The organism is Algoriphagus vanfongensis DSM 17529 (assembly GCF_000429465.1).
Classification (GTDB): domain Bacteria; phylum Bacteroidota; class Bacteroidia; order Cytophagales; family Cyclobacteriaceae; genus Algoriphagus; species Algoriphagus vanfongensis.
In genome coordinates this window covers 194,562-213,640 of the sequence record NZ_KE386906.1, presented here as the reverse complement: position 1 = coordinate 213,640, position 19,079 = coordinate 194,562, and the positions used below count along the sequence as shown (strand labels likewise).

The 19,079-nt window shown below is 43.3% G+C and carries 17 protein-coding genes; 13 read left to right on the top strand and 4 right to left on the bottom strand.

The genetic code is table 11. The annotated features are described in order from the left end of the window. The first annotated feature begins 44 nt into the window (after positions 1-44). The 9 genes from G460_RS0119790 to G460_RS0119750 all read left to right on the top strand — a co-directional run bounded on the left by G460_RS0119790 (position 45) and on the right by G460_RS0119750 (position 12,824). Complete coding sequence (locus G460_RS0119790; RefSeq protein ID WP_026956965.1) at positions 45-1,004, top strand: YheT family hydrolase; 960 nt, start codon at positions 45-47, stop codon at positions 1,002-1,004. Positions 1,005-1,027: 23 nt separating this feature from the next. Continuing rightward, positions 1,028-1,726, top strand: coding sequence for an SOS response-associated peptidase (locus G460_RS0119785; protein WP_026956964.1), 699 nt, complete (start codon positions 1,028-1,030; stop codon positions 1,724-1,726). Between the two features lie 78 nt (positions 1,727-1,804). Further along, positions 1,805-2,803: a 3-oxoacyl-ACP synthase III family protein gene (locus G460_RS0119780; protein WP_026956963.1), complete on the top strand. Its 999-nt coding sequence runs from the start codon at positions 1,805-1,807 to the stop codon at positions 2,801-2,803. A gap of 1 nt (position 2,804) precedes the next feature. After that, entirely contained in the window at positions 2,805-3,347 is a 543-nt protein-coding gene (locus G460_RS22780; RefSeq protein WP_051316152.1) for a hypothetical protein, read from the top strand. A 99-nt stretch (positions 3,348-3,446) separates the two neighbouring features. Beyond that, the gene (locus G460_RS0119770; protein ID WP_026956962.1) at positions 3,447-5,021 is read left to right on the top strand and encodes a toxin-antitoxin system YwqK family antitoxin; all 1,575 of its coding nucleotides are present in this window, start codon (positions 3,447-3,449) and stop codon (positions 5,019-5,021) included. A gap of 479 nt (positions 5,022-5,500) precedes the next feature. Beyond that, positions 5,501-6,748: an ROK family transcriptional regulator gene (locus G460_RS0119765; protein ID WP_026956961.1), complete on the top strand. Its 1,248-nt coding sequence runs from the start codon at positions 5,501-5,503 to the stop codon at positions 6,746-6,748. A gap of 90 nt (positions 6,749-6,838) precedes the next feature. Further along, the gene (locus tag G460_RS0119760) at positions 6,839-10,060 is read left to right on the top strand and encodes a VCBS repeat-containing protein (protein WP_245578769.1); all 3,222 of its coding nucleotides are present in this window, start codon (positions 6,839-6,841) and stop codon (positions 10,058-10,060) included. Further along, the gene (locus G460_RS0119755; RefSeq protein ID WP_026956959.1) at positions 10,050-11,390 is read left to right on the top strand and encodes a vanadium-dependent haloperoxidase; all 1,341 of its coding nucleotides are present in this window, start codon (positions 10,050-10,052) and stop codon (positions 11,388-11,390) included. The genes G460_RS0119760 and G460_RS0119755 overlap by 11 nt, the downstream gene beginning before the upstream one ends. Before the next feature lie 3 nt (positions 11,391-11,393). Then, positions 11,394-12,824, top strand: a complete 1,431-nt coding sequence (locus tag G460_RS0119750; protein ID WP_026956958.1) for a sulfatase family protein — start codon at positions 11,394-11,396, stop codon at positions 12,822-12,824. Between the two features lie 98 nt (positions 12,825-12,922). On the opposite strand, the gene G460_RS0119745 is transcribed toward G460_RS0119750, so the two are convergent. After that, positions 12,923-13,756: a 1,4-dihydroxy-2-naphthoyl-CoA synthase gene (locus tag G460_RS0119745; protein WP_026956957.1), complete on the bottom strand. Its 834-nt coding sequence runs from the start codon at positions 13,754-13,756 to the stop codon at positions 12,923-12,925. A gap of 104 nt (positions 13,757-13,860) precedes the next feature. Here G460_RS0119745 and G460_RS0119740 point away from each other — a divergent pair, with 104 nt between their 5' ends. After that, the gene (locus tag G460_RS0119740; protein ID WP_026956956.1) at positions 13,861-14,928 is read left to right on the top strand and encodes an AMP-binding protein; all 1,068 of its coding nucleotides are present in this window, start codon (positions 13,861-13,863) and stop codon (positions 14,926-14,928) included. Continuing rightward, complete coding sequence (locus G460_RS0119735) at positions 14,925-15,356, top strand: DUF2141 domain-containing protein (protein ID WP_026956955.1); 432 nt, start codon at positions 14,925-14,927, stop codon at positions 15,354-15,356. The genes G460_RS0119740 and G460_RS0119735 overlap by 4 nt, the downstream gene beginning before the upstream one ends. Here the strand turns inward: G460_RS0119735 and G460_RS0119730 are convergent. Further along, positions 15,353-15,964, bottom strand: a complete 612-nt coding sequence (locus G460_RS0119730; protein ID WP_026956954.1) for a 2OG-Fe(II) oxygenase — start codon at positions 15,962-15,964, stop codon at positions 15,353-15,355. The genes G460_RS0119735 and G460_RS0119730 overlap by 4 nt on opposite strands. A 72-nt stretch (positions 15,965-16,036) precedes the next feature. On the opposite strand from G460_RS0119730, the gene G460_RS0119725 reads away from it, so the two are divergent. Beyond that, positions 16,037-16,798, top strand: coding sequence for a hypothetical protein (locus tag G460_RS0119725; protein ID WP_026956953.1), 762 nt, complete (start codon positions 16,037-16,039; stop codon positions 16,796-16,798). A 65-nt stretch (positions 16,799-16,863) separates the two neighbouring features. After that, positions 16,864-17,889 carry a toll/interleukin-1 receptor domain-containing protein gene (locus tag G460_RS22775; RefSeq protein ID WP_051316149.1) on the top strand — a complete coding sequence of 342 codons (1,026 nt, stop codon included), beginning with the start codon at positions 16,864-16,866 and terminating at the stop codon, positions 17,887-17,889. On the opposite strand, the gene G460_RS0119715 is transcribed toward G460_RS22775, so the two are convergent. Both G460_RS0119715 and G460_RS0119710 read right to left on the bottom strand, forming a co-directional pair. Further along, the gene (locus tag G460_RS0119715; RefSeq protein WP_026956952.1) at positions 17,886-18,659 is read right to left on the bottom strand and encodes an XRE family transcriptional regulator; all 774 of its coding nucleotides are present in this window, start codon (positions 18,657-18,659) and stop codon (positions 17,886-17,888) included. The two genes, G460_RS22775 and G460_RS0119715, sit on opposite strands and share 4 nt — an antisense overlap. Beyond that, positions 18,656-18,913 carry a hypothetical protein gene (locus tag G460_RS0119710; protein WP_026956951.1) on the bottom strand — a complete coding sequence of 86 codons (258 nt, stop codon included), beginning with the start codon at positions 18,911-18,913 and terminating at the stop codon, positions 18,656-18,658. The genes G460_RS0119715 and G460_RS0119710 overlap by 4 nt, the downstream gene beginning before the upstream one ends. Positions 18,914-19,079 lie beyond the last annotated feature (166 nt).

The following is a 19,079-nucleotide window of genomic DNA, read 5'->3' as shown; positions in this document are numbered from 1 at the left end:
GTATTTTCCCCAGTTCAATTTGCACAGCAATCTGAGACAATTTCATGCCTTTAGTCACCTCCAAGACCTATCAAAGACCTAAGTGGCTGTTTAATGGACATTTAGAAACAATTTACCCGGCGCTTTTCCGGAAAGTCACTATAGCCGCTCCCCAACGTGAGCGATTAAAAACACCCGACGAGGATTTTTTGGACTTGGACTGGTATCGTCAAAATGGCTCTCATCTGGTCCTGATCAGTCATGGATTGGAAGGGAACAGTTCTCGCCCCTACATGCTCGGCATGGCCAAGCTGTTCCTTCAAAATGGATATGACGTATTGACCTGGAACTTCAGAAGCTGTAGCGACGAGCTCAACCAGCAACCTATCTTTTATCATTCCGGGGCTACCTATGATCTTGACTTAGTCGTCCAGAAAGCTCTTGAAAAGTATGAGGCCATCTCTCTAGTCGGCTTTAGCCTAGGTGGCAATCTCACCTTGAAATACCTGGGAGAAAAAGGAGACTCAATACCACAAATCAAAAGAGGAGTAGCGATCTCTGTGCCCTTGCATCTTTCCAGCTCGAGCAAAAAAATCGCAGAAACAGAAAACCTTCTCTACACCAAGCGTTTTCTAAAAACTCTCAAAAAGAAAGTCATCCAAAAAGCTGAGGCGCATCCGGACCAGATTCCTGTTCATTTTCTAAAGGATATCAAGACCCTGAGCCAGTTTGACGATCAATACACTGGACCACTTCATGGATTTAGCGATGCGGAGGAATATTACGAGGTCAACTCATCACTTCATTTTTTGGAAAAAATCACTGTTCCTACCCTGGTGCTCAATGCCAAAAATGATCCCTTCCTAAGCCCTCAGTGCTTCCCTGAAAATCTGGCAAAGAAGCTCCCAAAGACCTATTTCGAATTTCCAGAATATGGTGGCCATGTTGGGTTTTCTCCTAAAAACACCAAAGATCCTTATTATTCTGAGCAGCGAGCATTTGAATTTATTGGGATGGATCTCTAACTTCCAGCAAATTATACCAAACTATGTGCGGCAGATATTCACTGAGTAAAAGTAAAAGCGACTTGGAAGAGAGATTCCAAGCGGAAATGCTATCGGACTTTAAGCCAAGATATAACATCGCCCCCACTCAGCTGGTCCCGGTCATTACCTCTAAGAGCCCCAAAGGTTTTTCTTTTTTCTACTGGGGCATCACCCCTGATTTTGGCAAAAACAAACCCGTAGCCCAAAAACTCATCAATGCCAAAGCGGAATCTGTTCATGAAAAAGCTTCTTTCAAAAACTCGTTTAAATCCAGACGCTGTATAATTCCTGCAGATGGATTTTATGAATGGAAACGATTGGGCAAAAAAACCAAAATCCCTCACCGCTTTACCTTGCGCGAAGATGAGCCATTTGCTTTCGCAGGGATCTGGGATGAATATGAAAATGTAAAGGGAGAAACAGAACACACATTTCTGATTTTGACCACTTCGCCCAATGAGGTAGTCTCCGAAGTGCATGATCGCATGCCGGTGATTTTGGACAAGTCTGATGAAAAAAAATGGCTGGACAACTATGCGTCAGAAAACGACCTCCTCCAAATCCTAAAACCTTACGACCCCGATCGAATGGTAGGATTCACGGTATCTCCCCTTGTCAACTCAGTCCATAACGACAGCCCCGCTTTACTCCGCAAAACTTCCCCCATGGATCAACATGGGAATTATACATTGTTTGGGTAATTAAGGCTGAAAAACCATCTTTGTAAAAGTGATTTGGCAGTAAGCCGACGTGAATTTTACAGAAAAACCCGATAACCCATGAGAAAATCCAGAATCCTAGGTGTAGGTCACTATGTACCCAGCAAAGTCGTGACGAACGATGATCTGGCTGAAATGATGGACACCAATCATGAATGGATCGTGGAGCGGACAGGCATCCAATCCAGACATTGGTTTACACCAGGTGAAGATACTGTCACCTCCATGGCCAAAGAGGCTACCGTGATGGCCCTTGATAGAGCAGGGTTAGAAGCTCATGAGATCGACTTTATAGTTTTTGCCACCATTACGCCGGATTATTTTATTCCCGGCAATGGAGTTTTGTTACAAAGAGAATTGAACTTCGGAAATATTGGAGCGCTCGATATCCGCAATGCTTGCTCTGGATTTATTTATGGACTCTCTGTCGCAGATCAATTCATAAAGACCGGAATGTACAATAAGGTGCTGGTAGTAGGAGCCGAAATCCAGTCTTCCGCTTTGGACAAAAGTGATGAAGGAAGATCCAGTTCTGTCATATTCGCCGATGGAGCCGGAGCAGTGGTACTTGGTGCTGCAGAGGCTGATCATCAGGGGATTTTGTCCACACACCTCCACTCAGAAGGAGCCTATGCCGAAGAATTGTATTGCAAAGATCCAGGAAGCAGTCGTGAAACCAGACTTTCTCCCGATTTGATCAACTCGGGAAGCTTCTTTTTGAAAATGAATGGAAATGCAGTGTTCAAGCATGCCGTGGTCAGATTTATGGAAGTGATAGAAGAAGCACTGAGCCACAACCAGCTAGACAAATCAGCGATTGACCTGCTTGTTCCTCATCAAGCCAATCTGCGAATCAGCCAGTACATTCAGCAGAAGCTCGAACTTCCGGACGATAAGGTGTTCAACAACATCATGGACAAGGGAAACACCACCGCAGCCACCATCCCTATAGCACTCAGCGAAGCTTGGGAACAAGGAAAAATAAAAGAGGGTGATTTGGTCTGCCTGGCAGCTTTTGGTTCAGGCTTTACATGGGCCTCCGCCTTGCTCTATTGGTAAGATGAAGGATGCTCTGGATCTGGATCTCTGGAAGGACGAATTGCTTTTTCGTAAGCAAAACAAACTCAAAAGCCAGTTAAAAAACCTGCTCGGGGAAGTAGGCAACAAATTCCCCAATAAAAAACTTCAACTGCTGCATCATGCTTCGAAAGGCAAAAAAGTCAGTCAAGGCTATGAACTAGATGGCTTGCCTTATCAGGTGTTGGATTTGATTCGGGATTTTGATTTTGAGACAGGCCTGAATATCAGAATTCTCAATTGGTATGGAAAAGGAGCCTATCTCCTGCTACTCTGCGGCAAGGAGAAATTTCGAAGATGGGCACCTGAAGATTCTCATTACAAAAAGAGTAAAACTCTCTCTCCTTGGGACTATCCAGCTATGTTTTTTGAAAACCAAGCTGTCGCCGCAGAATTAAACTACTCACAATGGTTCAAAGAATTACCCATTGCTTCTGAATCTGCTGAGCTTTTACGCCTATGGTCCGAAGAGATCAAAAAAGTGATCCTTTCCCTAGAAGCATTTCTGGCTTTGCCAGAGAATTAATATATTTTTAAACAGGAAAATCAATTGTTCGTACAATAGATAGCAATCATCTGACCCAATATTCGATTCTGGATTGATTCCAGCTTCACCACCAACTATATGAGGAAATTAGTCATTATTCTCCTACTCTTCAGTTCCCCACTTTTAGCTCAAGAAAATCAACTTGTAAGTCTCTATAACACTGACTCGACCATTGTCGCTACCGGTGTGATGAGCAACAATGCAAGGCAAGGCTTATGGAAATTTATCAATCCAAAGACCAACACATTGCTTCAGTCTGGCACTTATGAGTTTGGCAAAAAAGAAGGAACCTGGGTAACAAATTTTCAAGATGGAACCACCCAACTAGAAGCAGAATATAGAAACGGAAAATTATTTGGACCGGCCAAAGTCTATGATGTAGATGGAGCCCTAAGAAGAAGGCTGATTTTCCAAGACAGTATTCTGGTGGGCAAATTCATCGAATACTATGGCAAAACTGGTAATCCTGACTACATCGACCCTACGCAAGTCTATCGAGAAGGACAATTTGAAAATGGAGAAAAATCGGGGCAATGGATCACCTATTATCCTTATGGAGAAGTCAAGTCTCGGGTTTTTTATGTCAAAAGTAAGGAAGAAGGACCTTATCTAGAATATGACCTAGACGGAAACCTCATCAAAGAATCCACCTATAAAGACGGCAAGCTGGAAGGAGAATCCACTTCTTATTCCATGTACAACAGCGTACTTGAAAAGGGAAAATATAAAAACGGCAAAAAAGTCGGACAATGGGTTCGATATTTCCCGGAGACGAAAGTCATCGAGGCCGAAGAATTCTACGACTCCAATGGCAACCGGATCGGCACCTGGAAATATTATTATGAAAACAAAAGGCTTGCCCGTATCGAGTCTTATGAAAATGGAATTGCAATAGGTACTTGGGAAGAATACTACCCAAACAAAGTCTTGTCAAAGCGTAAAACTTATGAGTTGGGAGTGCCAGTCGGAAAATATGAAGAGTACTTCGATGATGGATCACCTTCGGTACAGGGTCAATATCAGAACGGGATGAAGAGCGGCTTATGGAAAAGTTTCTTTCCTGATGGTACTCTATTTTCTATCGGAGAGTACCGCAATGATCTGAAAAGTGGGCTTTGGAAGTATTTCAACAAGATAGGAATTCTCATAGCTGAGGGAGAATACGAATTAGGCATGGAAAACGGCCAGTGGGTCTACTATTACGATGGCGGTCAGTTGAAATCTATTGGCGCATACAAACTGGGATTTGAAGATGGAATCTGGGGGCTTTTTTATGACAACAAACAATTGACTCAAGAAGAAATCTGGGACAATGGTCGCCTCCTAAATGTCAGTGAATATCACTCTTACTCTGGAGAGAAAACATTGGAAAAAGGCTCGCTTAGCAACGGAAACGGAGTAAGAATAACCTATTACACCAATGGTAAAATCGAGTCTGAAGGCAGATACAAAGATGGAAAATCGGATGGAATCTGGGTTTTTTACCATGAAAATGGTAGAAAAGCTTCTGAAGGGAACATGGAAGACGGGATGAAGCAAGGTCCTTGGCGCTATTTCAATTCCTCAGGAAGATTGGAAGATCTCATCAATTACAAAGATGACGAGCCAATTGAATCGAATGTTGCAAGCTACTCCTTTTACAATTTCGATTAACGAGCCTGTTTTTCTGTTGGACAGGTATAAATGGAGAACAGCGAAGCTTAAAATTGAAAAAATAGCCCAGCATAGTTCGCCCAATTTTGCATTTCACAATAAAGCAAAAGCCTCATTTGCCACTAGTCCAGGAATCCGTATTTAATATTTTTAAACACAAATATTTGTATTTCAAATAATTGTATTTAACTTGAACATGTTGTTTTAGCAAGTCCGCTAGACCATTTTTTAATCTTGATTAGTTTATTTTAAGGGTGATTGAGCTACGGACCTTATTGAACAATAGGAGTGGCCCGAGATTTCGGGCCACTTTTTTTATTGAAACCTCCAAAGTATTCCTGCAAATCTTGTGGAGATCGCCGCACCTTATCAAATAAATTGTCTTTTTATCTTTTATTTAAAGATTGTTTTCTGATTTTTTTATGAAAGTATTTTTTGAAACACAAAAATTCCTTTAATTCAGGAACAAATGTGACTAAATGAATCTAATCGATCCAAATGCCGTCATTGAGAAAATGGACGGAGTGGTAGAAATCAAAAGCTACCTGAACAAAATAAAAATCATCAAAAACCTCTACCTCAAAGAGGCCAATACCGCAAGTGAAATCTGTAATGAAGTTGGCATTTCACTACCAACAGTCAACTCCCTGCTCAGTGACCTAATGACCTCGGGAGAAGTCATCAAGCATGGCCGTGCAGAATCACAAGGAGGCAGAAAGCCCGATCTTTATAGATTGGCAGAAGATGCATTTTATGTGCTATCGGTTGACCTATCCAAATTCAACATGAATTTGGCACTTTATAGCTGCAACAATTCCATAGCCCATCCCAAACAAAGCCACAAAGTCACGCTCAACAATGAGAAGGACACCTTTGACAAAATCTGTGACCTCATGGAAAAATACATCCAGAGCACAGGCATCCCCAATGAGAAAATCATCGCCATCGGGATCTCCATGCCTGGCTTGCTTGATTCAGTAGGTGGGGTAAATTATACTTATTTCCGCTTTGGCAAAAAGACCTTATTGGAAAATTTCCAGGAGCGATTTAAGAAGAAAATATTTATGGAGAATGATGCCAGAGCGATGACTTTGGCAGAATTCAAATTCGGCTCAGATCATAATCACAAGAATGTATTGGGCCTTTTCGTAGGCTGGGGAATAGGTCTTGGGATCATAATAGATGGTAAAATCTACCGGGGTGCATCAGGCTTCGCCGGTGAGTTTTCCCACTCTCCTATTTTCGAATCAAGAGACGTCACCTGTACTTGTGGCAAAAAAGGCTGTCTCGAAGCGGTCGCATCCGGCACCGCCATCGTCAAAATGGCAGAAGATGCCATTCAACTGGACAAAGACAGTATCTTGGCACGAATGGTACGAGATCATCAGGGCGAACTGGAACCGGGCATCGTCGTCGAAGCAGCCTTGGCTGGTGATCAGAGAGCAATCACCATCCTATCAGAAGCTGGATTGGATCTTGGACGTGGAATATCTATGCTCATTCAGGTGCTGAACCCCGAACTGATCATTATCGGCGGCTCGGTAGCTGAAGCCAGTCAATACCTCATCACTCCTATTCAGCAAGCACTGAATATCTACAGCATGGCCAAATCTCGCGAAAAGTCCGAATTGGCACTCTATAAGCTTGGTAAAGATGTGGGACTAATGGGCGGAGTCGCGGTAGTGAATGAGCAGCTCTTCGAAGATGTAATCAACCGACTTGGTTAATTCTAAAAAATGACTTTCAATTCATTATTCAGTCGAATCTTCCAACTTGGAATTTTCACCTCCATGCTTGTTGGGCCTACTCTACCAAGCATGGGACAGACTGAATTCGAGGCAAAATTCGAAGAACTCAAACCTGGTAAAACCAAAGTAACATTCAAAAACAATCTCACTGAGGACAGCGAAAACAACATCCTTCGCTATGAATATTTTTATAATGGAGGCGGAGTAGCTGTAGGAGATTTAGACGGAGACGGCTTGGATGATGTGTTTTTTACTGGAAACATGGTTTCTAATAAATTGTACAAGAATCTCGGAAATCTGAAGTTTGAGGATATCACCAAATCAGCCGGAATAGCCGGAAAAGACTCGTGGACTACCGGTGTCAGCATGGCTGATGTCAATGCAGACGGACTGTTGGACATCTATGTATCCTACTCCGGCAAGGGCAATGAAGCCAGCCGTCGTAATGAGCTTTGGATCAATGAGGGTAACTTTAAATTTGTAGAGAAAGCAGCTGAGTACGGGATAGACGACCCTGCCAATTCTACCCAAGCATTATTCTTCGACTTTGACAGAGACGGCGACTTGGATCTGTTTTTACTCAACCACCACATCCAGGTCATCACAGAGTTGGAATTTGACGAAGTCAAAAAAATCAGGCATCCCTATGCAGGAGACAAGCTCTTCAGAAATGATGGGGGGAAATTTGTCGACATCAGTGAGCAAGCTGGGATCAAAGGCTCTGCCTTGGGTTTTGGTTTGGCAGTGATCGCATCTGACATCAACGATGATGGTTGGCCCGATCTATTGGTAACCAATGATTACATCGAGCCAGATTATTTGTACATCAATCAAGGCGACGGAACTTTTAGGGATCAACTGACCGATCATTTTCAGCATATTTCCCACTTTTCTATGGGAGCAGATATCGCTGACATCAATAATGATGGACTGAAAGACATCTATACCCTGGACATGCTACCTGAGGACAATCGCAGGCAGAAGCTCCTCTACGGACCAGAAAACTACGAACAATATGCATTGATGATCAAACAGGGCTTTTATCATCAGAACATGCGAAATATGCTTCAGGTAAATCAAGGAAGTGGTCAGTTTGCCGAGCTCGGGCAATTATCGGGTATTTCCAACACAGATTGGTCTTGGTCAGCTTTGTTTTTTGATGCCACCAACGATGGCAACAAAGACCTCTTTGTCACCAATGGCTATTACCGTGACTATACCAATAGAGACTTCCTCAAGTATAAAGGCGATTATTATTTCAAACAGGCTGTAGCCAACGAAAAAGCAGACACTCTCCACCTCGTGACCACAATGGAATCCACGCCGGTCCACAATTACTTTTTCGAAAATCAAGGCAATCTCCAATTCCAGAATCAATCCAATACTTGGGGTTTTGACAAAAAGGGATTTTCAAGTGGAGCTGCTTATTCTGATTTGGACAATGATGGAGACTTGGATCTGATCGTCAGCAACCTGAATGAATCAGCAAGCATCTACGAAAACACGACTTCAAAAGGCAATTATCTTCAAATTCAGCTCCAAGGTCCTACTGGAAACAGTTTTGGGATCGGGACTCAAGTACGAGTCTATCTAGGCGAAAAATTGCAAGCACAAGAACAACAAGCTGTTCGAGGCTTCCAATCCTCCAGTACTTTACGGATGCAATTTGGTTTGGGAAATTCTACTCTGGTCGATTCTCTCCAAATCACTTGGCCTGACGGCGCTAGCCAGATACTTCATCAAATTGCAGGAAACCAAGTCCTGAAACTTCAGCATTCTGAGGCAAAAATGCAGACCGGAAGTCCTGAAACATCTTCCACACTTTTTTCCAAAAGCAAATCTATCCCAGACTTCGTGCCTGATAAAAATAGGTTCAATGATTTCAAAAGACAGCCGTTGATGCTTTCCATGCCGGGCAGTATCAACCCTGCTTTAGTAAGTTCTGATCTGAATCAAGACGGAATCCCGGAGATTTTCATTGGAGGCGCCAAAGGGCAAAAAGGTGAAATCTATAGTTTTGATGGACAAAACTGGACCAGCTTTACCGGATTTACTTCCTCGGACGAATACACAGATGCATCAGCTATTTTTGCAGATTTCAATGGCGACGGTTGGGACGATCTTTTCATCGTCAGCGGTGGCTATCACGATTATCTGAGTTCGGATGAGTCACTCCAGGACAGATTGTACCTCAATGATCAAAAAGGCAACTTAGTCTTGCAGGAGAATTTCCCAAAATATGCTGTCTCAGGAGGGCCTTCTTTAGCCTTGGACATCAATCAAGATGGGGCTCTGGATTTATTTGTGGGAGGAAAAGTAATCCCAGGCCGATATCCATTGAGTCCGAGCAGTAAAGTGCTGATCAACGATGGTAAAGGCAATTTCTCGGATCAATCATCCACTTTTCTTCCTGAAGAAGGCAAACTGGGAATGATCACGGCTGCCATCAGTCAAGATCTAAATGGAGACAATTTCCCTGATTTGATTTTAGCGGGAGAATACCTCCCTGTTTCAGCTTGGATCAATGAAAATGGAAAAAGCTTCAGCAATCAAACTGGAAGTTATTTCAGTGAAAACCTTTCGGGCTGGTGGTCCTCACTTGCCCAAGCAGACATGGATGGAGATGGCGATCTGGATTTGATTGCAGGGAATTTTGGACAAAACTCACAATTTGAAGTCAGCGAGTCCAAGCGCTTGAGATTATACGCAAAGGATTTTGACAGCAATGGATCGATCGATCCTATCCTGGAGTGCTTTGTGGGAGATCAGGCTTATCCATTCGCCAGCAGAGATGAGCTGCTGGATCAAATGGTCGGCATGAGAAGCAAATTCACCACGTATGAATCCTATGCCGATGCCCAAATGAAAGATTTATTCAATCAAAAAGACTTGGAATCTGCCCTTGTATTGGAAGCCAACACGCTTAATTCTTATTACTTTGAAAATACAGAGCAAGGCTTCAAAGCGCACCCTCTTCCCGCATTGGCTCAAGCTTTCCCTATTTATCAGATCCTGACTCAGGATTTTGATCATGATGGACATGTAGATCTTTTGTTGGGAGGAAATCAAAGTCAAACCAGAATCCGAATCGGAAATATGGATGCAGGCCTCGGGTTGATTCTTAAAGGAAATGGAAAAGGGCAGTTTCAACCTCTTCTTCCTAGCCAAACCGGCATGGCAATCAAAGGAGACATCAAGTCCATCCTTCCACTTCATGTAAATCAAAAAAGCTTCCTGCTTTTTGGCATTCATGGACAAGCTTTAGAACTGTACCAAAGCAATGAAAAGTAAATCGACTCTGATTATCGTATTTCTTTTGGCTTTTGCCAACAGTTTGGCGATGGCCAATGATGAGGTGAATTGGCCTAAAATATACAAGGACGAACTTTTTCATATCACCAAAGTGATGGTCACCGATGTGGCCAGCCCACCTGTAGCCGCCAGAATCTATGCCTATTCTAATTTGGCGTCCTACTTGGTCATGAAAAATCAAGGGGCAGCATTTCGATATCCGGCTTTGGACCAAAACTCCCTCATCGGTGAAATTTCCGCCAATGCAAATATCTCCTTATCCTCTCCTGAATTTTCTGCCATTTATGCCCTCATGACAGTAGGTCAGGGTTTGATGCCATCCGGATATTTGCTGGAAGAGAAAAAAGAAGCTTGGATAGATTTTGCCATCAAATCCAAAATCATCAAGAAAAAAGAAGTAGAAAATCATTTGGCTTTTGCCAATGAAATCGCCCAAAAAGTATTGGCACAGGCCAAAGCAGATGGCTACCTCCAGCTGCCGGCTCTTACTCGATATACTCCCAAGGAAGGGCCAGGCAACTGGTACCCCACTCCACCGGCCTATATTTCTGCCATCGAGCCTGAGTGGCGGACGATCAAGACATTCTTTATTCCTGAATTGAACGCCTACAGTGGCAATCCCATGGCTCCCTACGACCTCACACCGGGAAGTTCATTTCATACCCAAATGATTGAGGTCTATGAAACAGGCAAAAACCTGACGGATGAGCAGCGATTGATCGCCAATTTTTGGGACTGCAATCCCTTTATGGTCAAATTTTCGGGCCATATGGCCATCGGCGTCAAAAAAATATCCCCTGGAGGTCACTGGATGGGGATCACAGGAATAGTGGCAGAAAAAGCTCAAATCAGCTTTGCCGAAACTGCATACATTCATGCCATGGTAGCGATGGGGCTCCATGATGCCTTTATTTCCTGCTGGGAAACAAAATACAAAACCGACCGAATACGCCCTGAAACTGTGATCAATCGAGAACTGGACCAGAGATGGAGGCCGCAGCTTCAGACACCTCCCTTTCCAGAATACACCTCCGGTCACTCAGTGATTTCGCGGGCTTCCGCAGTAATACTTACAGGTTACTTTGGAGATGATTTTGCCTTCGTGGACAATTCTGAAGTCTATTTTGGTTTGCCGGAAAGAGAATTTACCTCATTTTTGCAAGCTTCCGAAGAAGCTGCGATTTCCAGACTGTATGGAGGAATCCACTTTCGAGATGCCATCGAAGAAGGAATCACCCAAGGAGAAAAAATTGGGAAAATGATCTGGAAAAAAGTTACTAAGTCTGAATTATTGATTACCAAAAAATAACAAATGAAAATCAACCATTTCCTTCTTTCAGGAATTTTGATGGGAGCTCTGGCCTGCCAATCCAAGCCAGCTGAAGAAATCTCCGAGAAAACAACAACACCGAATATCGTGATCATCTTCGCCGATGACATGGGCTATGGAGACTTAGGAAGCTATGGAGCCACGGGCTGGGAAACTCCAAATCTGGACCAGCTAGCAGCTGACGGCACCAAATTCACTCAGTTCTATGTACCTCATGCGGTTTGTTCTGCCTCGCGTGCGGCCCTTTTGACCGGTGCTTATGCCAATCGATTGGAGATCTTCGGTGCATTGGATCACTCAGCCAAGCATGGTCTCAATCCAGAAGAAACCACCATTGCAGAAATGCTGAAAACGAAGGGCTACAGTACTGGAATCGTTGGAAAATGGCATTTGGGGCATCAGCCTGAATTTTTACCAAGCAAGCAGGGATTTGATTCTTATTTCGGGTTGCCCTATTCCAATGACATGTGGCCGCATCATCCGGAGACAAAAAATTACTACCCTCCTCTTCCATTGTATGAAGGCGATTCTGTCATCCAGATTTTGGATGACCAAAGCCAGTTGACCACTTGGTACACAGAGAAGGCTGTCAGCTTTATTGAAGAAAATCAAGAAAAGCCTTTCTTCCTGTATTTAGCGCATTCCATGCCTCATGTGCCTCTTTTTGTTTCAGAGAAATTCAAAGGAAAATCTGAGCAAGGCATGTACGGTGATGTGATGATGGAGATCGACTGGTCTGTGGGACAGGTTCGTGCCAAACTGAAAGAATTGGGATTGGAGGAAAACACGCTGATCATTTTCACATCTGACAATGGACCTTGGCTATCTTATGGAGGTCATGCCGGGACTACCGGAGGGTTGAGAGCTGGAAAAGGGACCTCATTGGATGGAGGTATCCGAGTGCCTGCCATCTTTACTTGGCCAGGACAAATTCCAGCTGGAAAAGTACAGGATCAAGCAGCTATGACGATCGATGTATTCCCTACTATCGCATCTTTGACTGAATCCAATCTTCCCGATCTGAAAATCGACGGTAGGAATATCTGGCCGCTTCTTCAAGGTGAAAAAATGGACGACAAGCCTTACTACGCTTATTACAATCAAAACGAGTTGCAAGCGGTGATCTATGGCAAGTGGAAAGTGGTCTATCCACATCGATATAGAATCATTCCAGAAGGAACCGAATTGAGAAATGACGGCTTCCCGGTCAACTACCTGTATTTGGACTTCGAAAAAACAGAGCTGTATGATCTGGAAAAAGATCCTGCGGAAAGTACGGATGTGAAAGATCAATTCCCCGAAATCATGGCACAAATGGACTCTTTGGCCAATATTGCCAGAGGAGACATGGGAGACAAACTGACCCAATCCGAAGGCCCCGGATTACGAAAACACGGGAAGATTCAAGATTAAAACAAAAAAACCGGAGCCGCTAACAACTCCGGTTTTTTTTGATTCATCTATACCAAATCCTGATACTTGATACTTGATACTAAAGTCTAGATACTAGACTACGGTATCCACTTGATATGCTTGAAATTCGGCTTTCTTTTCTCCAAAAAGGCATTTCTACCTTCTTTCGCTTCTTCTGTCATGTAGGCTAGACGAGTAGCTTCTCCCGCAAAAACCTGCTGACCGACCATCCCATCATCTGTCAAGTTCATCGCAAATTTGAGCATTTTGATAGATGTCGGAGATTTTTCTAAAATCTCCTGTGCCCACTGATAGGCTGTATCTTCCAGTTCATCATGAGGGATCACGGCATTGACCATTCCCATTTCGTAAGCTTCCTGAGCAGAATAATTTCTACCTAAGAAGAAGATTTCTCTCGCTTTTTTCTGCCCAACCATCTTAGCCAGATAGGCTGACCCATAGCCACCATCGAAACTCGTCACATCTGCATCTGTCTGTTTGAATATTGCATGTTCCTTACTTGCCAAAGTCAAATCACAAACTACATGCAAGCTGTGTCCGCCTCCGACAGCCCATCCAGGCACGACTGCTATCACTACTTTTGGCATAAATCGGATCAAGCGCTGCACCTCTAGAATATTCAATCGATGGTAACCATCATCTCCTACATAACCTTGATGTCCTCTCGCTTTTTGATCACCTCCGGAGCAAAAAGCCCATTTTCCATCCTTAGATGAAGGTCCTTCTCCACTCAACAACACGACACCTATTGATGTATCTTCTTGCGCATCATAAAACGCATCATACAGCTCGGCAGTAGTTTTAGGACGGAAAGCGTTTCTCACGTCCGGACGATTAAATGCAATTCGGGCGACGCCATTGCATTTTTTATAAGTGATATCTTCGTATTCTTTGACAGTAATCCACTCCATGATTTCCCTTTTGGTTAAAATCAGATTTTCTTGCAAGATAACAGGCTTCTATGGAAATTGTTAGCTTTTCAAAACCGAAGCTATCCCGAGAAAGCTAATACTTTATGTTTCAGCTAATTTACAACAATAGAGTCTTTACTGGCGCCGAAAGAGTCGACAGTCCTTCCGAAGAAAAACCTGGATTTCTTCAGGAAGCTTTGAGCTTTTGTAATGCTTGGATAGCAGGAAGACAGGAGTTTGACCAGCAAACTTCAGGGTCAACTGGCACTCCAAAAATCATCAAAATAAGCCGTGAGGCAATGATCGCCAGTGCAGAGGCTACGGGCAAATTCTTCCAAACCAACTCTGAAACTACTCTACTCTGCTGCCTCAATCCTGCTTATATCGCTGGAAAAATGATGTTGGTTCGGGCCATGGTTTGGAACTGCCCCATCATCCTCGAGGAGCCGACTTCCAACCCTCTTCGTGATTTAGACGCTAATTTATCTCCCGATTTTCTTGCTTTGGTTCCTTTGCAAATGGAAGCCATTTTGTCAAATGAAAACAGCTTAGCGAAGATTAAAGCCATCAATAACACCATTTTGGGAGGTGCTCCAGTTGGGTTTGCATTGAAGGAAAAATTGATTGAAAACGAAATAAAGGCCTATCAGACTTTCGGCATGACTGAGACTGTATCTCATATTGCTCTGGGAAAATTAGATAAAAACCCACTCACTTATGAGACCTTACCGGGAGTCCAAATCGGTACCGATGAGCGAGGCTGCTTAAATATCCTTTCTCCCATGAGTGGGCCCAATCCCATTCAAACCAATGACATCGTGGAAATTTTGGACCGGAACCGATTCATCTGGAAAGGACGTGCTGATTTCGTAATCAATTCTGGCGGAGTCAAACTTCATCCAGAACAATTGGAATCCAAAGCTGAAAAAATAATAAAGGCGATATTTCCTGAAGCACGCTATTTCTATATTGGAAAAACCCATCCCAAACTCGGAGAAATGCTCACACTATGGATTGAAAATGAAGGACATTCTGAAATGCAAAAAGGCAGGCTCGAAGAACTCCTAAATTTGAATTTTCATCCTTACGAAAGGCCCAAAGAAATCAATTTTAGTAGCAAATTTGTAGAAACGCCGAGTGGCAAAATCAATAAACTAGCTAGTGCACAATGATATTTACTTGGATTTTAACTCTTTTCATCAGCTTCGCTTCTTTTAGCCAAAGTAAAAACGAAGCCTCCTTGACTATCATGATCACCCATGCAAAATCAGATGAAGGTCTGATCCGATTGCTGGTATTTGATCAAGCTGTTGGATTTCCAGAGCATGTTCAGTCCGCCGTTGCTTCCTACTCTCTTCCCATACAGCACAAAGAATCCAAAGTTGTCATCGACGACTTGCCACCTGGAGAATATGCAGTTTCTGTTTTCCATGACGAAGACAATAACGGTGAATTGGAAAAACACTTGCTTGGATTTCCTTCAGAACGATATGGTTTTTCCAATAATCCCAAGCTTACTTTTGCCGCTCCAACATTTGAAAATTGCAGCTTTCTGCTGGAAGTCAATCAAAACAAACACGTGCACATCAAACTCCGCTAATCAATCGTCCGGAGCCAACCAGTGATACTGTTTCTCTCCTTTTGGGTAGGCAACACCTCATGAGGAATTTCCCCACTAAGAAAAACCACCAACCGGCCAGGCAAAGGAAGATAGTCTTCCACCCTTTCACCCCCATCTTCTTGAGGCAAATACATTCTCAAAGCACCCTCATCTGCCTCTGTCCAACTGTCATTCACATAGAGAATCACGGTCACTTCGCGGTAAGGAACCTGATGAAACTGATCCAAATGTCTCTTATAGAAAGACGCAATAGGATAGCGGGCAAAATGCCCTTCGAATGACCTCAATCCCAAAAAACACCGGCGATTGAGCATGTGACGGATTTCATCGACCCTGTTCCAATACTCAGCCTGCAATGGACTGAGGTTGTCAGGCTCCATCCAGAGCACCTCATCACTTCGGATCTCAGTTCGTATTTGCTTTTGGTCACCTGTACCTATGGCAGCCTGACGAAATTTGCCCTTTTCCAGCAAATCTGTCTGCTCATCAAAAAGTGCCTTTCTGAAAATTTCATCCACGAAATTGTCAATGACCACATAAGATTTCTCATAAATCCCAGCAGCGATCTGTTCGAGTTTATCCTCCATTGGATCTGTTTTGATTGCAAAATAAATGCTTAATCGCCTGAAAAAATATACTTTTGTGCCAAACTTCACAGCATGACTTCCTCAAAAAGCAAGCATACAGGAATCGTCCTCGAATACGACTCCGGCATAGTACCACCTCCTTATAGCCACGTTTTTCACCTGACATTGGATTGGTCGGATGGCAAACTACTGACCATCCTAGAACTCCACTATACTGATCGGGAAGATCTGACAGAACAGGAAATACTAGATGAGGGATTCACAACCAATGACGACTATAGCTATCACGGGCCTTTAAGTGCCGTGTGGGCAAAACCTGTACAGGAACTCATGTCCAGCTCCAAATGGAGTGCAAAATCACTAGATGAAGGAGGAATCCGAATCGGGATTTTGGACCAGGGAAAAGTAAAAGACTACAAGACTCCGGCAAATCAGGAAGAGTGGCAACTCATGGCACAGGATATCATTCAAGCCATCTACGAGAGCAATCAAAAGGAGGCGCCACTTCAGGTTTTCTACAGAAATGTGGACTCTGAAAAGACTCAAGACTGCTCTATCACCGTAAAATTTTCTAATCGGGAAGTGATTTTTGAGAGCAATGGCCAGCAAAGAACCATCAATTGGGAGTATGCCATCCAATTGATGAAACTAATTTTCACTCCAGATTATCATTACGAATTGGCTAAGGATAAAGCCGGAAATAAAAGAGGTTCGTACATCGACTGCGGCGATGGCTATTGGCATGAATTGGGCACCGGTGTGGTCAATATAGATCCGAGTTTTGACGCAGTAGGAAAAATCCAAGAAGGCTTTGAAGATTTATTAGCAGGATAGTTCTTTAGCTATTGCATTTAAGAACCTGATTTCCTTAAATTTAAGTGAAGAAATCAGGTTTTTTTATGTCCAACAACAAAATTTTTGTGAGTTACAGAAGGCAAGATGCTTCGGGAGAAGCAGGCCGTCTGGTAGATCATTTGCAAGAAGTCTTTGGAGACTCCAGTGTTTTTTTAGATGTAGAGACGATCGAGGCAGGTCTGGATTTTGTTCAGGCAATCAACAAAGCCTTGAACTCATGCAAAGTGCTTATCGCTATGATAGGTCCTCACTGGGCCAATATCAAAGATCCGGAAGGAAACCCAAGATTATTTAAGGAGGACGATTTCATCAGAATTGAAATCGCTGCTGCTCTGGAAAGAGACATTCGGGTCATTCCCGTTTTGGTCAATGGAGCATCCATGCCTACAGCAGATCAATTACCGGAAAATCTTCGGGCTCTGACTCGCAGACATGCGCAAGAGCTGAGCAGCTCGAGATGGAAATACGACTGTGAGCAGCTTACAGAAGTACTCAAAAAAATCATAGGCTATCAGGAAGTGCCCCCACCAAAGCCACAGCCAACTCCACCCATACGTAAACAAAAAAGTTGGCTGGAAAAAAACTACCTCTGGATACTGGGCGCATTTGTAATTCTCTTGATCTTGGCAAACCTGGGATCAGGAGATGACTATGAGAATGGCGGTGCTGGATACGAGCCAGAACCACGACCTATTGTCGATGGTTCTGAAAGTGAAATTCAACCTTCCAATGATCCTCCGCCATACACTCCCCCAGGCAACACAAATGAGTTCATGGATATTTCTGGCTATTGGCTCTTACAAGACAAGGATGGAAACCAATCATCTCTTTTTTTCACACAAGAAGCAGAGGAGGTGAGTTTTATAGAATACAATTTGTTTGATATGGAGATTGGGCGAGGTTCCGGATACCTAGATGGCAACTCCCTGAATACCGACTACTACAACTCTATTTTAGGAATATCAGGAGAATTTAAATTATCGAGCGCTAATAAAGGTACATCCTGGACTGGAAGGGCAAACTTCCCTAGCTTAGGCACCTACAATCAAATTACACTAACCCGAGATTAGCTTTTTAGTCTTCTCAGATCATCCTGAATATCCTTGATCATTTCACCCAAGTCCTCCAGACTTAGCGGTTTTTTCTTGTCACCAGGATTGGGGAAATCAGTACTGATAAATGCCTTTGCTTCCCATACTTCCAATATGTCCTCCCCTTTTACCTCATACGGTTTGTAATGATCATTATCTGACACCAAGAATAGTTTTCCATTCTCCTGTAGATAATTAAACACACGCTTATACACTACCCCTTCGGTCTGGGTCACCAGGATATAGGTCCGACCACTTTTAATGGATTTCAACTGATCCACAAAACCGCCGATGACAATAGTACCAGGAACCAACGGAAGCATGGAATCCCCAGCCAACTCAAAGGCACGGTAGGTCATCTGACTAGTCAAATTGGGGAGATGAAACTGCGGAAGCTTATCCATGTACTCAGGATCTGCAAATCCATTGAGATATCCTGCTGAAGCTTTTTGTCCCACCAAGGTGATATTTTCTTTCCCTTCTTCGTTCGTCGCAATAGTGAGAATATTCAACTTGCGCTTTTGGACGGCCTTACGCCCCAGCTGTTCGATAGGATGCTCGATCAGTTCCTCCAGCCCTACTTCCAAAATATCACACAGCTTGAGCAGAGTAGTCAGTTTCGGCTCGGATCTACCATCTTCATACGCAGAAATCATCGTACGCTGCACATCCAGCTGCTCTGCCAGATCTGATTGGGTGATGCCTTTTTGCTTGCGCAAAAAACGAAGGTTGGATGCTAAAAAACTCATGCTGAAAAAAGATAAAAGTCAGCATCATCTTGCGCTGGAGCGAGAGGAAAAAGAGGATTGATACGCTTGGCAGCAGCTCTTCTTTGCTCCAATCTCCGCTGAACTTCTTGGATGATTTCTCCGACTGGTCGAGGCTCAGACATGAGCAAGTATCCGTATTGCTGCTCGGCACTATTCTCCACGGTGAATTTCACCTGACAATTACCTGACGCCAATTGCTTCGTTGTGACGTTAATTTTTTCCTGCTGTTCCATATCCTTGATGATTATGACACTAATATAAAATGTTGTTTTTATAAACACTCTATTGACAATAAAAATAACATCAATTCTGACAATAATTGACACAAAACCGACACGCCCCCAATAAGACTTTGAAAATCAGACTAATCTGTTATTTTTTACATGATCGGTAGGCACT

Excerpts from the sequence above, each read along its gene's own strand:
- G460_RS0119790 (WP_026956965.1), top strand. The coding sequence starts at position 45 with ATGCCTTTAGTCACCTCCAAGACCTATCAAAGACCTAAGTGGCTGTTT.
- G460_RS0119785 (WP_026956964.1), top strand. The coding sequence starts at position 1,028 with ATGTGCGGCAGATATTCACTGAGTAAAAGTAAAAGCGACTTGGAAGAG.
- G460_RS0119780 (WP_026956963.1), top strand. The coding sequence starts at position 1,805 with ATGAGAAAATCCAGAATCCTAGGTGTAGGTCACTATGTACCCAGCAAA.
- G460_RS22780 (WP_051316152.1), top strand. The coding sequence starts at position 2,805 with ATGAAGGATGCTCTGGATCTGGATCTCTGGAAGGACGAATTGCTTTTT.
- G460_RS0119770 (WP_026956962.1), top strand. The coding sequence starts at position 3,447 with ATGAGGAAATTAGTCATTATTCTCCTACTCTTCAGTTCCCCACTTTTA.
- G460_RS0119765 (WP_026956961.1), top strand. The coding sequence starts at position 5,501 with ATGAATCTAATCGATCCAAATGCCGTCATTGAGAAAATGGACGGAGTG.
- G460_RS0119760 (WP_245578769.1), top strand. The coding sequence starts at position 6,839 with ATGGGACAGACTGAATTCGAGGCAAAATTCGAAGAACTCAAACCTGGT.
- G460_RS0119755 (WP_026956959.1), top strand. The coding sequence starts at position 10,050 with ATGAAAAGTAAATCGACTCTGATTATCGTATTTCTTTTGGCTTTTGCC.
- G460_RS0119750 (WP_026956958.1), top strand. The coding sequence starts at position 11,394 with ATGAAAATCAACCATTTCCTTCTTTCAGGAATTTTGATGGGAGCTCTG.
- G460_RS0119745 (WP_026956957.1), bottom strand. The coding sequence starts at position 13,756 with ATGGAGTGGATTACTGTCAAAGAATACGAAGATATCACTTATAAAAAA.
- G460_RS0119740 (WP_026956956.1), top strand. The coding sequence starts at position 13,861 with ATGTTTCAGCTAATTTACAACAATAGAGTCTTTACTGGCGCCGAAAGA.
- G460_RS0119735 (WP_026956955.1), top strand. The coding sequence starts at position 14,925 with ATGATATTTACTTGGATTTTAACTCTTTTCATCAGCTTCGCTTCTTTT.
- G460_RS0119730 (WP_026956954.1), bottom strand. The coding sequence starts at position 15,964 with ATGGAGGATAAACTCGAACAGATCGCTGCTGGGATTTATGAGAAATCT.
- G460_RS0119725 (WP_026956953.1), top strand. The coding sequence starts at position 16,037 with ATGACTTCCTCAAAAAGCAAGCATACAGGAATCGTCCTCGAATACGAC.
- G460_RS22775 (WP_051316149.1), top strand. The coding sequence starts at position 16,864 with ATGTCCAACAACAAAATTTTTGTGAGTTACAGAAGGCAAGATGCTTCG.
- G460_RS0119715 (WP_026956952.1), bottom strand. The coding sequence starts at position 18,659 with ATGAGTTTTTTAGCATCCAACCTTCGTTTTTTGCGCAAGCAAAAAGGC.
- G460_RS0119710 (WP_026956951.1), bottom strand. The coding sequence starts at position 18,913 with ATGGAACAGCAGGAAAAAATTAACGTCACAACGAAGCAATTGGCGTCA.